Annotated in this window: 11 protein-coding genes; 5 read left to right on the plus strand and 6 right to left on the minus strand. The window is 65.8% G+C overall.

The window, feature by feature from the left end:
- Nucleotides 1–125: 125 nt before the first annotated feature.
- Complete coding sequence (locus tag AB4099_RS03575; protein WP_113517789.1) at nucleotides 126–722, minus strand: L,D-transpeptidase; 597 nt, start codon at nucleotides 720–722, stop codon at nucleotides 126–128.
- A gap of 244 nt (nucleotides 723–966) precedes the next feature.
- Between AB4099_RS03575 and AB4099_RS03580 the strand changes: the two genes are divergently transcribed.
- The gene (locus tag AB4099_RS03580; RefSeq protein ID WP_441477047.1) at nucleotides 967–1,896 is read left to right on the plus strand and encodes a histone deacetylase family protein; all 930 of its coding nucleotides are present in this window, start codon (nucleotides 967–969) and stop codon (nucleotides 1,894–1,896) included.
- Between the two features lie 95 nt (nucleotides 1,897–1,991).
- On the opposite strand, the gene ribB is transcribed toward AB4099_RS03580, so the two are convergent.
- Together ribB and aroC are read right to left on the minus strand one after the other, a co-directional pair.
- Nucleotides 1,992–3,269 (minus strand): 3,4-dihydroxy-2-butanone-4-phosphate synthase, encoded by a 1,278-nt coding sequence (gene ribB / locus AB4099_RS03585; RefSeq protein WP_441477048.1) that lies wholly within the window; start codon nucleotides 3,267–3,269, stop codon nucleotides 1,992–1,994.
- Between the two features lie 69 nt (nucleotides 3,270–3,338).
- Nucleotides 3,339–4,457 (minus strand): chorismate synthase, encoded by a 1,119-nt coding sequence (gene aroC / locus AB4099_RS03590; protein WP_441477049.1) that lies wholly within the window; start codon nucleotides 4,455–4,457, stop codon nucleotides 3,339–3,341.
- A gap of 473 nt (nucleotides 4,458–4,930) precedes the next feature.
- Here aroC and AB4099_RS03595 point away from each other — a divergent pair, with 473 nt between their 5' ends.
- Nucleotides 4,931–5,734 carry a pseudouridine synthase gene (locus AB4099_RS03595; protein ID WP_441477050.1) on the plus strand — a complete coding sequence of 268 codons (804 nt, stop codon included), beginning with the start codon at nucleotides 4,931–4,933 and terminating at the stop codon, nucleotides 5,732–5,734.
- Nucleotides 5,735–5,749: 15 nt separating this feature from the next.
- Here AB4099_RS03595 and AB4099_RS03600 read toward each other — a convergent pair whose 3' ends face one another.
- Both AB4099_RS03600 and AB4099_RS03605 read right to left on the minus strand, forming a co-directional pair.
- On the minus strand, nucleotides 5,750–9,760 hold the full coding sequence (locus tag AB4099_RS03600; RefSeq protein ID WP_441477051.1) for a Pls/PosA family non-ribosomal peptide synthetase: 4,011 nt from the start codon (nucleotides 9,758–9,760) through the stop codon (nucleotides 5,750–5,752).
- Nucleotides 9,761–9,987: 227 nt separating this feature from the next.
- Nucleotides 9,988–10,596, minus strand: a complete 609-nt coding sequence (locus AB4099_RS03605) for a histidine phosphatase family protein (RefSeq protein ID WP_441477052.1) — start codon at nucleotides 10,594–10,596, stop codon at nucleotides 9,988–9,990.
- A gap of 137 nt (nucleotides 10,597–10,733) precedes the next feature.
- On the opposite strand from AB4099_RS03605, the gene folP reads away from it, so the two are divergent.
- Genes folP through folK form a run of 3 tightly spaced genes read left to right on the plus strand, consistent with a single transcriptional unit; the run spans nucleotide 10,734 to nucleotide 12,440 of the window.
- Nucleotides 10,734–11,564 (plus strand): dihydropteroate synthase, encoded by an 831-nt coding sequence (gene folP / locus AB4099_RS03610; RefSeq protein ID WP_441477053.1) that lies wholly within the window; start codon nucleotides 10,734–10,736, stop codon nucleotides 11,562–11,564.
- Entirely contained in the window at nucleotides 11,561–11,935 is a 375-nt protein-coding gene (folB, locus tag AB4099_RS03615) for a dihydroneopterin aldolase (protein WP_069879469.1), read from the plus strand. Before folP ends, folB begins: the two co-directional genes overlap by 4 nt.
- A complete protein-coding gene (gene folK, locus AB4099_RS03620) occupies nucleotides 11,925–12,440 on the plus strand; it encodes a 2-amino-4-hydroxy-6-hydroxymethyldihydropteridine diphosphokinase (RefSeq protein WP_113517797.1) in 516 nt (171 codons plus the stop codon). The genes folB and folK overlap by 11 nt, the downstream gene beginning before the upstream one ends.
- A 32-nt stretch (nucleotides 12,441–12,472) precedes the next feature.
- On the opposite strand, the gene fabI is transcribed toward folK, so the two are convergent.
- Complete coding sequence (gene fabI, locus AB4099_RS03625; protein ID WP_441477054.1) at nucleotides 12,473–13,312, minus strand: enoyl-ACP reductase FabI; 840 nt, start codon at nucleotides 13,310–13,312, stop codon at nucleotides 12,473–12,475.
- Nucleotides 13,313–13,338 lie beyond the last annotated feature (26 nt).

Below are 13,338 nucleotides of genomic sequence, written 5' to 3' on the forward strand. Positions count from 1 at the left end.
GACGCACGGCGATCTAGCGACGGCCGCCGCACGCTCTAATGGCCCGAGCACCTTGCTCTGCTCCATCCAGCTCGTTTGTCAGGAAAATGGCCAGGCGACGCCCTGGCGCCGACAGGCGGTGGCCGTCAGACCACCACCACCTTGGTCCCGATCGTCACCCGATTATAGAGGTCGATCACGTCGATATTGCGCATCCGGATGCAGCCGGAAGACGCCGAGCGGCCAATGGTCTCGGGCTCGTTCGTGCCATGGATGCGGTAAAGCGTGTCCTTGCCGTTCTGGTAGAGGTACAGCGCGCGCGCGCCGAGCGGGTTGTCCGGGCCGCCCTCCATACCGCCGGCGCGCGGAGCCAGATGCGGCCAGCGCTTGATCATCTCGGCCGGTGGGGTCCAGCGCGGCCACTCGGCCTTGCGCTGCATCGTGGCTTCACCCGTCCAGCCGAAGGCCTCGTCGCCGGTCGCGACGGCGTAGCGAATCGCCTTCTTGTTCGGCAGCACGAAGTAGAGAAACTTCTCGACCGTATCGACCTTGATGCTGCCGGGCGGCAGACCGGTCGGGTCCGTGATCTCGTAGGGCAACTGCGTGATCTGGTGCTCGAATTTCGGTACCAGCGCGATGTATTCTGCATCGCGCTCGGACAGTGCGGGAGCATTCACGCTCTTGTATTGGCACGCACCGAGAAGGGTCGACAGCGCCAGGGCAACGATTACGGTCTGTTTCATGCCTACCACCAGCGACGCCGCGAACACGCCATTTATGATGAATGAAAAATTAATATTCTATTCCCGCCCCGGGGGTTGGGGCGACGTCGAGCTACGCCGCTGCTCTATGCGGCAAACTGACATGGCGCAATGAAGTTCCAGCCGTGATGCAGGATTCGACGACTTCGACCGCGACCGTGGTAATCGCGCAACGGCAGTGCAACATGACGCGCGGCGACAAGCCCCGCGATGAGGGTGAGAACCAGTGACGACGCTTCTGATTACGCACCCGGCGAGCCTCCAGCACCTGACTCCGCCCGGCCATCCCGAGCGCCCCGACCGCATCCGCGTCGTCGAGCAGGCGCTCGAAGATGAACGCTTCGCCCATCTCGCCCGGGTCGAGGCTCCGCGTGCCGATCTCGACCTCGTCACGCTCTGCCACCCGCGCCACTTCTCGGAGGCACTGATCGCCGCCTCACCGGCAACGGGCCTCGTCGAGATCGAAGCCGACACGACGATGTCGCCCGGCTCGCTGGAGGCTGCGCTGCGCGGCGTCGGCGCAGCCGCCCATGCCGTAGACGAGGTGATGCAGGGCAAGGCGAGAAATGCCTTCTGCGCCACGCGCCCTCCCGGCCACCACGCCGAAAGCGTCAAGGCGATGGGTTTCTGCTTTTTCAACCAGGCTGCCATCGCAGCGCGCCACGCCCAGAAGGCGCACGGCGCAGAACGCGTCGCGATCATCGACTGGGACGTGCATCACGGCAATGGCACGCAGGAGATCTTCTGGAACGACCCGAGCGTGCTTTACGCCTCGACCCATGAGATGCCGCTCTATCCCGGCACGGGCGCTCCCTCGGAACGCGGCGAGCACGGCACGATCGTCAATGCCGCGCTGCGCGCCGGCGATGGCTCCGACGCCTTCCGGGATGCGTTCGAGACTGCGGTGCTGCCGCGTGTCGACGCCTTTCAGCCCGACCTCGTGATCATCTCGGCCGGCTTCGACGCGCATTGGCGCGACCCGCTCGCCAACATCAATCTGGTCGAGAGCGATTTCGCCTGGGCGACCCAGAAGCTGATGGCGATCGCGGATCGCCGCGCCGAGGGCCGCCTCGTCTCGATCCTGGAAGGGGGCTACGATCTCGAAGCCCTGTCGAAATCGACCGCAAGCCATGTCCTGGCACTGATGCGAGGCTAGCCGGCCTGGCGAGGAGCACAGCGCCGACGCAATCCAGAGACCGAGGCAGGCGGACCTGGATTGCCGCGTTCGCCTCCCAACGACGACTCAGTCGCTCACTCCAGCGGCTGCGTCTCAGCGATCTCTATACCGAAGCCGCTCAGGCCCACGAAGGAGCGTGGCGAGGACGCGAGATTGACGATCGAGGCAACCCCGAGATCACGCAGGATCTGGGCGCCGAGTCCGACCTCACGCCATTGCTGCGAGCGCTGGGCGTCCGAGCCGTCCTCGACGCTCTTGATCGGCACCCCCGCGGAGCCGTCGCGCAGATAGATCAGCACGCCGCGACCATCCTGCTGGAAGCGCCGGAGCGCGCACTGGATCGACTTCGCGCCGCCGAGCACGTCCGCCACGACGTTCGCCCGGTGCAGCCGCGCCGGGACCTTCTCGCCGTCGCCGACCTTGCCCATCACGAAGGCAAAATGCTGCGTGTCCTCGAAGGGCGTGACATAGACATGGCCGGTCATCTCGCCGAATTCGGTCTTGACCGGGAAGGAATGCACGCGCTCGACGAGCTTTTCGCGCGCCTGGCGATAGGCGATCAGTTCGGCGACCGTGATCTGCTGCAGCCCATGCGTCTTGGCGAAGGCCGTGATCTGCGCGCCCTTCATCACGGTGCCATCATCATTGGCGAGTTCGCAGATCACGCCGACCGGCGGCAGATTGGCGAGTTTGCAGAGATCCACCGCCGCTTCGGTATGGCCGGAGCGCATCAGAACGCCGCCATCCTTGGCGATCAACGGAAACACGTGGCCCGGCCGCACGAAATCCGTGGCGCCCATATTGCCATTGGCGAGCGCCCGCACGGTATTGTTGCGCTGCTCGGCCGAAATGCCGGTGGTCAGCCCGTGCTTGACGTCGACCGTCACCGTGAAGGCAGTGCCGAGCGGCGCATCATTGGACGAAACCATCGGGTCGAGCCGGAGCCGCCGCGCCTCGTCGGCCGTCAGCGGTGCGCAGACGATGCCGCAGGTATTGCGGATAATGAAGGCCATCTTCTCCGGCGTGCAGAGCGAGGCCGCGATGATCAGATCGCCCTCGTTCTCGCGGTCATCGTCATCGGTGACGATAACGATCTCGCCGCGGGCGAAGGCTTCGATGGCCTGAGTGACGTTCTGCTGCATGACAGCCTCCCGCGGCCCTTGCAGGCCCAGAAAATCATTGGGGGTGACGGCACCGTTCGTGGCGGCGGCGATGCGCTCGGCACTTTCGCGCGAGATCCAGGCGCTCTGGTCGTTGCAGAGCGCCGTCACGCTGGCCGGCGACAGGCCGACCTGCCGCGCGAAGGCGCTGCGAGCCATGCCATTTTGCCGGAGCCAAGTTTCGAGCTTCATGATGGCAAGCTAATACGCCCCCACTTCACTTGCAATGAAGCAGGGAAGAAATTTCAGTAATACTGAATACTAACGAGCAAAGGGCCAGCGCGGCTCCACCACGCCGACCTGGGCGCGATGCCGCAGGAACTGGTCCGCCAGCACGCAGGCGACCATCGCCTCCCCGACCGGCACGGCCCGGATGCCGACACAGGGGTCATGACGCCCCTTGGTGAACATATCCGCTTCCCCTCCGGTCCGCGTCACGGTCGCGCGCGTGGCGAGGATCGAGGATGTCGGCTTCACCGCGAAACGGGCGACAATCGGCTGCCCGGTCGAGATGCCGCCCAGGATGCCGCCGGCATGGTTGGAAAGGAAGAGCGGCTTGCCGTCATTGCCGGCCCGCATCTCGTCGGCATTCTCTTCGCCCGAGAGTTCGGCCGCAGCGAACCCCACACCGATCTCGACGCCCTTGACGGCGTTGATGCTCATCAGCGCCGAGGCCAGCTCGGCATCGAGCTTGCCGTAGATCGGCGCGCCGAGTCCGGCGGGAACGCCCTCGGCCACGATCTCCAGCACCGCACCGATCGAGGACCCGGACTTGCGGATGCCATCGAGATACTCGGCGAAGAACGCTGCCGCCTTGGCATCCGGGCAGAAGAACGGATTATTGCCGACCTCGTTCCAGTCCCAGTTGTTCCGGTCGATCTTGTGCGGCCCCATCTGCACCAGCGCGCCGCGCACGGTCATGCCTGGCACAACCTTGCGCGCGATCGCGCCGGCAGCGACCCGCATGGCCGTCTCGCGCGCCGAGGAACGCCCGCCGCCGCGATAGTCGCGAATGCCGTATTTCACGTCATAGGTGAAGTCGGCGTGGCCCGGCCGGTACTTGTCCTTGATGTCCGAGTAGTCCTTGGAACGCTGGTCGACATTGTCGATCATCAGCCCGATCGAGGTTCCGGTCGTCACCTGCTGGCCGCTCGCCTCATCGGGAAAGACGCCGGAGACGATGCGGACCTGATCAGGCTCCTGGCGCTGCGTGGTAAAGCGGGACTGACCGGGCCGGCGGCGATCGAGCTCGAGCTGGATTTCGGCCTCGCTGAGCGGGATCAGGGGCGGGCAGCCATCGACGACGCAGCCAATCGCCGGCCCGTGGCTTTCCCCAAAGGTGGTGACGCGGAAGAGATGGCCGAAGGTGTTGTGGGACATGGCATCCTGACGGGTTTCGCTCCGGGCTCATAAGCCGGATCGCGCCCGCGCGAAACCCCGCAGCGCGGAAACCACGCCCCAAAAGCCTGCCGCGCCTCGTCCCGCGCTCCGCATCCCCGGCAATACTGCGCTGCAACGCAAGTCTTGACAGCCGCCCGATCCGGCGGCTTCTAGGCCCGATGAGACGCAGGCCTGTCACCCAGCCGCGCTCCTGGCGCCCCGGGAGTGCCATCATCGCGGGCGCCTAGCCCCGAGCCATCCCAAGAGGAGCGGGTTCGGGGAGAGTGGCCTCAGGTCGGCCACGACGCCTGCCACGGCGTGCCGTCTCGGACCTGGCACAGCAACCTATCCCGGACGGGTTCGCGCAGGCGGTTCGCACCGCAAGCCCGCTTGTCCACGGTAGCCCGCCCCGCGCCTCGACATGTCGGCCCGGGAGCCGGCGACCGGTCTTTCGCATTCGGAATTCTCAGACCATGTCGCGACAATCCGGCCCCGACATGCCGGGATCCGTCAGCCTCGCGCGCGCCCTTTCCAAGCTCGGCTATTGCTCGCGCACCCAAGCCGAAGGCCTGGTTCTCGACAGGCGCGTCCGTGTCGATGGGCGCCTTGCCCTGAACCCAAGCCTGCGCCTCGATCTCGCGCGTGCCCGCATCAGCGTCGATGGCGAAACGGTCTCGGCCGAACGCCGTGTCTATCTGATGGTCAACAAGCCCCGCGGCGCGCTCACGACCCGGACCGACCCCGAGGGCCGCGCCACGGTCTATTCCTGCCTGGACGGCCTGGAACTGCCATTCGTCGCCCCGGTCGGCCGGCTCGACAAAGCGAGTGAAGGGTTGCTGCTCATGAGCAACGACACGCGTTGGGCGCAGCGCATCCTGGACCCGGCCTCCGGCGTCGAGAAAACCTACCATGTCCAGATCGACATGGTGCCCGACACCGCCATGCTGGCGCGGCTGCGCGCCGGCGCCGTCGACGGTGATGAGGCGCTCTCGACCAAGGCGGCGACGCTGCTACGCCATGGCCAAAGGAACGCCTGGATCGAAATGGTGATCGACGAGGGCCGCAACCGACAGATCCGGCGCATCGTCGAAGCAGCCGGCGCGCGGGTGCTGCGCCTGATCCGTGTCGGCATCGGGGACTTGCCGCTGGGCGACCTGCCGAAAGGCGCGGTCCGCGCATTGCAACCCGACGAGATCGCACTGCCGCTCGACAATGGCTGCGTCGGCGCTCCGCGACCTCCGGCCCGCTCTTCGGCCGGGGACCGCCTCGACGGGTAGAACCGCCGACCAGCCTTAGTGCGCCGCCGCCTTGGCCGGCACCGCCGGCGCACCTTCCCAGCGCGTATTCGCGGGCAGGTTCTCGCCCTTCATGATCACGGTCAGCAGGCCGATCTGCGCGTAGTCGCCGACATGGGTGTCGTAAAGCACCGTCGCCGCCGCGCCAACGCAGACGCCCTTGCCGAGATGCACGCGGCCGACCTTCATGACTCTGTCCTCATAGAGGTGGGTCTGCAGGGCCGAATGCGCGTTGACCGTGCAGTAGTCGCCGACCTTGATGCAGTCGAACTCGGTGATGTCGGTCGAGTCGAGCCAGACGCCCTTGCCGTATTTCGCGCCGAACAGCATCAGGAACCAGGGCAGGAAAGGCGTGCCACGCAGGTAGTCGAAGAGCACCTTGCCGCCCAGCCCCCAATACAGCACGGAGACTGCCTCGGTGCGCATCGCCCAGAATGACCACATCGGCTTCATCACCGGCTTGTAGACGCCCATCAGCAGCCATTTCATCGCGGCGCAGATCAGCGCCTGCGTGACCGCGATCAGGATGGACACGCCCATGAAGCTGAGCGCGAGCCCGACCCAGTCGCGATCGAAGATCTTCTGCTGCAGCACGAGGTCGACCGCGATGGTGCCGAACGTGATGAACAGCATCGCCGGGAAGGAGGTGTGTAGCGCCTCGAAACCGGCCCGCGCCAGCCTTTTCCCGAGCGAGGGCTTGTAGGTCCAGTCCGCACCGAGATCGACCTTCTGGCGCGTTGGCAGGCGGATCGGGGGCGAGCCGAACCAGGTATCCCCCGGCTGCATCTTCTCATTGGCAGGTGGCTTAGACTTAATGCCGATCAGCACCCTGTCCGGGATCACGGCGCCCGGCGCCACGACGGCGTCATTGCCGACGAAGACCTGATCGCCGGTCTTCGTCATGTCGAGACGCATATAGCCGCGGCGCATGTCCTCGTCGCCGAAGACGACCTCGTCGGCGATGAAGTTGCCGGCCCCGATCGCCGTCAGGTCGTAGCGACCAGACAGATTGGTCGAGATCTCCGCCCCTTTGCCAATGCTGGCGCCCATCAGCCGATACCAGAAGCGCATATAGATCGTGGCGAACAGCGAGGAGAGCGTCTCCAGTGTCACCTCGGTCGCCAGGGCCACCGTCCATTTGCGGGCATAGAAGCCGGAATGGATCGACCACGAGCCCGTGGTCACGCGCGGCAGGATCGCCCAGCGCAGGCCGGCCATCAACAGCACCGTGAAGGCGATGAGACCCATGGCCGTCGGCCAGGTCAGGATCGGCAGGTACCAGAGATAGCTGATCTCCGACCATGCCGCGAACTGGTCGTCGATCCTGTCGAACAGCCAGAAGGCCGGGAAGATCGGCAGCAGGCTGATCGGCGGCAGCACGATCAGCATGAGGACGTAGAAGACCGTCATCGCGAAGCGGCGACGCGTACTCGCCTCGGCCTGCGGAGGCAGCGAGTCGAGATCGACCATGCCGATCTTCCGGCCGGGTGTACCGTCCCAGATCTCGGCCTCGCCGACTTTCCCGCCAGCCGGAATCGCCGTCAGATCGCCAATCTCCGCATGGTCGCCGGTGACACTGCCATGGCCGAAGACCACGGAGGCGCCGGCATTCACGTCCCGGCCGATCTTGATGCGCCCCAGGATCAGCTTGTCGCCAACGGCTTCGCCATTGGCGAAGGTGGTCTTCGAGCCGAAGGTCGTGTAGTCGCCGATCTCGATGAGATCGAGCGCACCCGCCTCGTAATCCGAGATGATGACGTCGCGACCGACCTTGGCGCCAAGCAGGCGCCAGTAGAAGCGCATCACCGGCGTGCCCTGCAGCCATTTGATATGGACGAGCCCCGCGACGCGCGCAGCGAACCACCAGCGGAAATAATAGACGCCCCAGAGCGGATAAACGCCGGGCTTGGTCCGGCCGAGCACGATCCATTTCAGGACGATCGAGATCAGGCCGGTGACGATGGTGATCGCGACATAGACGCCGAGCAGGGTAAAGACCTGCGCCGGCAGCGACAGGTCCTCGCCGGAGATCAGCAGATAGGTGACGAAGATGCCGAGCCACTGCGCCGTCGCCAGGCTGATGATGATCGGCAGCACGGCGGCTTGCGCCAGCCCGCACAGGAAGCGGCGCCGGAAGGAAGGCGGAGTGAAGGAGAGATCCTCCGCCTCCGCGATCCCGCGCCCATCGAGCACCGCCGCCATGCCGCGCAGCGTTCGCGCGCCATAGACGTCCTGCAGCGTGATGCCGGCATAGGCAGGCGTTTCGCGCACGATTGAAATGAAGCGCGCGGCCAGCAGCGAATGACCGCCGAGATCAACGAAAAAATCGGCATCGAGTGGCAGGCTCGAGGCACCGAGCACGCGCTTGGCCGCCTCGAGCAGAGCGGCTTCCGTCTCGTTCCGCGGTGGCTCCTGCTCGCCGGCTGCGGCCGGCGCCGTCAGCGGCGCGGCCCTGAGCATCTTGCGATCGACCTTGCCCGAAACCATGCGCGGCAGGGAGCCGACGGCCTCGAAATGGGCGGGGACCATATAGGGCGGGAGCTGTTCCCTCAGCGCCGCGCGCAACACACCGGCGTCAACCGCAACGCCGGGCTCGCTGACCACGAAGGCGACGAGCCGTTCTATGCCGTCATCCTCGCGCAGCACGACCGCCGCCTGGTTCACGCCCGGCTCGTCTGCGAGCTTCGATTCGATCTCGCCGAGTTCGACCCGAAAGCCGCGGATCTTGATCTGGTCGTCGATACGGCCATGAAAGACGATGTTGCCAGCCGCATCGAGACTGACCGCATCGCCGGATCGGTAGAGAATGGGGTCGTCGATCCCGCCAAACGGATTGGCAATGAATTTTTCCGCCGTCAGTTCGGGACGGCCATGATAGCCCCGGGCGACGCCCGGACCGCCGATCAGAAGTTCGCCCTGCTGGCCAGGCGGCAGCAATTGCAGCTCTTCGCTGACGACATAGGCGGTATAATTGGCGATCGGCCGGCCGATGGTCACCACCTCGCCCGGCTTCACCTCGGTCGCGGTCGCCACCACCGTCGCCTCGGTGGGCCCATAGGTGTTGAGGATGCGTCTTTCGGGCTTCGCCCATTTCTGCACGATCGAGGGCGGCAGCGCCTCGCCGCCGAGCAGGATGAGCCGCAGCGAAGGCACGTCGGAAGGCAGAATACCGAGCAGCGTCGGCACGGTATCGATCACGGTGACGCCGGCGCCGTTCAGGATTTCCGGCAGCTTCTCGGCATCGCCTATCATCTCGGGCGAAGCGACGAACAGCGTCGCGCCGACGAGATAGGGTGTCCAGATTTCCTCCATCGACAGGTCGAAGGCGACCGACGCGCCCTGGAAGACGATGTCGTCGGGGCCCATCCCGTAGAAGGCGTTTCCGGAGCGCAGGAAGTGGCAGATGTTGTGATGGCTGATGACGATCGCCTTCGGCGTACCCGTCGAGCCGGAGGTATAGATCAGATAGGCGGGATGATCCTTGCTCAGCCCGGCCGCACGCGCCGGCAGGAGAGCGCCGTCGTCACGCGCCACGAGATCGGCGGGCGACCAGACCGGACGCCCGATCGCGGCCGCCTTGCCCTGCCAGGCGGCGCAGGTCACGAGCCCCTTGGCCTCGGCATCGTTCAGGCAGGTCGCGATGCGATCGACAGGTGCCTCGGCATCGAACGGCACCCAGGCCGCGCCGCTGAGCGTGATCGCGATCTGCGCGACAAGGAGGTCGATGCCGCGCGGCATCCACAGGCCGACCATGCTGCCGGGGCCGACGCCCGACAGGACAAGGCCGCGCGCCTGGCTGCGCGCCGCGGCCCAGACCTCGTCATAGCTCAGCCGGCGCTCGGCATCCGTCAGAGCCGGGTGCGCGCCGCGCGCGGCCACTGTCGCAGCGAAAATCTCGCCCAGAACCTCATCGCGGATCAGGTCAGGCCGCTTCTCGCCCGCGATCATTGCGAGCGGGGTGGCGCTCCGGGCGGTCTCGTCCGCCGACAGGATGCTGATGTCGTTCATGGTGCCCCGCTGCGGATCGGCCAGAGCAGCCCTGGCGGCACTCACCCCAAGGCGACCCTGCGGCGAACCGCACCTTCAAAACTGCTCCGGAATCCGCATCCTTCGATCCGGCTTCCGGCTGCCTCCCCCCGGCCGAGCGTGTCGCTGTTGCGCGCATCCCTGCTAGCACAACACTCCTTAAAGAGCACCCCTGAACCCGCGATGAATGTCTGCGACTGAACCTCGCGCTAGACCCAGGAGACGCGTCCGTCCGAGACCATCAGGATCTTGCCCTGCCAGATATCGACCATGGCGGCTTCCCCCGGCGCGACCGCGCCGACGAGGGCGAGCACGGCGCGCGCCACACCGCCATGGCTCACCATCACAGTCTCGCCCGTCAGCCCTTCCAGCACCGGCCTGATCCGCTCGGCCAGCATCCGGTAACTCTCGCCTTCGGGGGGAACGAAGCCCCATTTGTCGCGTTCGCGTGCCAGCGCCAACTCGCGCTCGGATTTGCGGACCTCGCGCCAGGTGAACCCTTCCCAGGTGCCGAAGGTCAGTTCGCGCAGGCGCTCATCGATACGGTAGCCCTTGGGCGGCAACCCCAGCCGATAGCGGAGGATTTCCATGGTCTCGCGCGCACGCTCCATGGGAGAAGCCACGAAATCGAGCCCGTCATAGCCCTGCACCAGCTTGCGCAGGCGGCCGGCGGCCTCAGCCGCCTGCTCGCGCCCGAGTTCGTTCAGCGGGATGTCCTTCGAACCCTGGAGACGGCCCTCCCGGTTCCAGTCGGTTTCGCCGTGACGGACGAGGAAGAGGCGGTGAGAGATCGTGAGCGGCAGCATGCTCCGGCTCATGCACGCTCCGCGCCCGCAGGTCAAAGCGTCAGAGGGGCACAGGGGCATGCGTATTCGCCATGGCAACCTGTCATCGCTTTCTGATGGCAGAGCGCGAGTGCGCTGTGTATAGGCGGCTCTCCGCTTCGGATGGATCCATGTCCCCGGCTCTCACTTTGCCAGACGGTCGCAGGCTTGCCCTCGGCACGACGCCTCTGCTCATGGGCGTCGTCAATGTCACTCCCGATTCCTTCTCGGATGGCGGCATGCTGAAGAGCGCCGACGAGGCGATCGCTCATGCCGAGACCCTGATCGCGGAAGGCGCCGACATCGTCGATATCGGCGGCGAGTCGACCCGGCCGGGGCACGCTGAAGTCGATGCCGAGACCGAGCGCGCCCGTGTCATCCCGGTGATCTCGCGACTCGCGACCCGGACACGCATCCCGATCTCGATCGACAGCTACAAGGCCGAGGTCGCCGAAGCGGCGCTCGGCGCCGGCGCAGCGATCGTCAATGACGTCTGGGGCTGCCAGCGCGAGCCGGCGATCGCCGATGTCGCGGCCCGCTTCGGCGCCCCGATGATCCTGATGCACAACCGCGACAGCATCGATCCCGCGCTGGACATCCTGGACGAGGTCTTACGCTTCCTCGAACGCTCCATCGCCATCGCCTTGGCAGCCGGCGTGCCGCGCGAGCAGATCGTGGTCGACCCGGGAATCGGCTTCGGCAAGACGCCTGCGCAGAACCTCGCGATGATCCGCGATCTCCGCCAGCTCGAACAGCTTGGCTGCGCCATCCTGCTCGGCGCCTCACGCAAATCGACCATCGGCCTGATCACCGGCCAGAAGGTCCCGGCCGAGCGATTGGCCGGCACGCTTGCAGCCCATCTCTACAGCGTCTCGCAGGGCGCCTCGATCATCCGCGCGCATGACATTCGTCCACATGCCGACGCCTTCAAGGTCTGGACCGCCATCGGAGACGCGCCATGAGCGAGACAGGCAGCATCCTGATCGAGAAGCTCGATATCTATGCCTATCACGGCTGCTTCTCCGAAGAGGAACGGCTCGGCCAGCGCTTCACCCTCGATATTGCGCTGGCGACCAATATCCACGCCTCGGCCATCAGCGACGACCTCGCGGATACGGTCGATTACGGCAAGGTCGTCGCCGTGGTGAAACAGACCTTCACCACCCGCCGCTACAATCTGCTCGAAGCGGCAGCGCGCGCCGTGGCCCAGGCGATTCTGGCCGAGTTCCCGCCGGTCAGCCGTGTCTGGATCACGTTGCGTAAGCCCGCGCCGCCGATTCCAGCAACGCTGGCAGCCGTCGGCATCCGTCTGGACTTCCGGCGTGAAGACTGAGGCCACTCTCTGCTTCGGCGGCAATCTCGGCGATCCGGTCATTGCCTTCGCCGCGGCGATCGAAGCCCTGGCGCGCCATCCTGCCGTGACCGTGCTGCGGATTTCGTCGGTCTATCGCACGGCGCCCTGGGGCAAGCTCGACCAGCCCGAATTCAAAAACATGGCCGTGATGATCGCAACCGATCTCGCGGCGGTCGACCTGCTAGCCTTCTGTCTGAGGATCGAACGAGAGCAGGGCCGCGAGCGCAAGGAGCGCTGGGGGCCGCGCACGCTCGATATCGATCTTCTGACCTATGGCGAGGCCGTCATCGACGAGCCGGGTCTTCAGGTTCCGCACCCGCGCATCGCTGAGCGCGCCTTTGTCCTGGCGCCGCTCGCAGAAATCGCACCGGCGCTCGTCATTGGCGGCAGGAGTGCGTCCGAGCTGCGCGACGCTCTCGCGAGCGAGGAAGTCAGACGCGACGATACGGATACGGCGCGCCTGCGGAACGCCAGCGCCGGCTGAGGCCGGCGCGCCCCGGGGTCACTCGCCCCGGATCACTCGCCCTTGTCGAGCGTGATGTCGGGTGCAGACGGCACCTTCATGCCGACGACATGGTAACCGGCATCGACATGCATGATCTCGCCGGTGATGCCGCGCGACATGTCGGAGACCAGGAAGACTGCGGTCTCGCCGACTTCCTCGATGGTCACGGTGCGACGAAGCGGTGAGTTGTACTCGTTCCAGCGCAGGATATAGCGGAAATCGCCGATGCCCGAGGCGGCGAGCGTCTTGATCGGCCCGGCCGAGATCGCGTTGACGCGGATCTTCGAGGGACCGAGATCGGCAGCGAGATACTGCACGCTCGACTCCAGCGCCGCCTTCGCCACGCCCATGACGTTGTAATGCGGCATCCATTTCTCGGCGCCGTAATAGGTCAGCGTCAGCATCGAGCCGCCATTGGTCATCAGCTTCTCGGCGCGCTGCGTGACCGCGGTGAAGGAATAGCAGGAGATCAGGAGCGACTTGGTGAAATTCGCTTCCGTCGTCTCGACATAGCGGCCGGTCAGCTCGTCCTTGTCGGAGAAGGCGATGCAGTGAACGACGAAATCGAGCTGGCCCCAGAGCTTCTCGACCTCGGCGAAGACAGCGTCGATCGTCGCCGAGTCGGTGACGTCGCAATGGCCGACAACGTGTCCGCCGAGCTCTTTCGCCAGCGGCTCCACACGCTTCTTCAGCGCATCGCCCTGATAGGTGAAAGCCAGTTCCGCACCAGCATCAGCCGCTGCCTTGGCAATGCCCCAGGCGATCGAACGATTGTTCGCGACGCCCATGATGAGGCCCCGCTTGCCCTTCAGGACATTGGCGGTGGAGGAAGCAGCGCTGGATTCGGGCATCTGGGACCTGCGAACTGGACGAAGCG

This window comes from Allobosea sp. 2KB_26, from assembly GCF_052115715.1.
Lineage (GTDB): Bacteria > Pseudomonadota > Alphaproteobacteria > Rhizobiales > Beijerinckiaceae > Allobosea.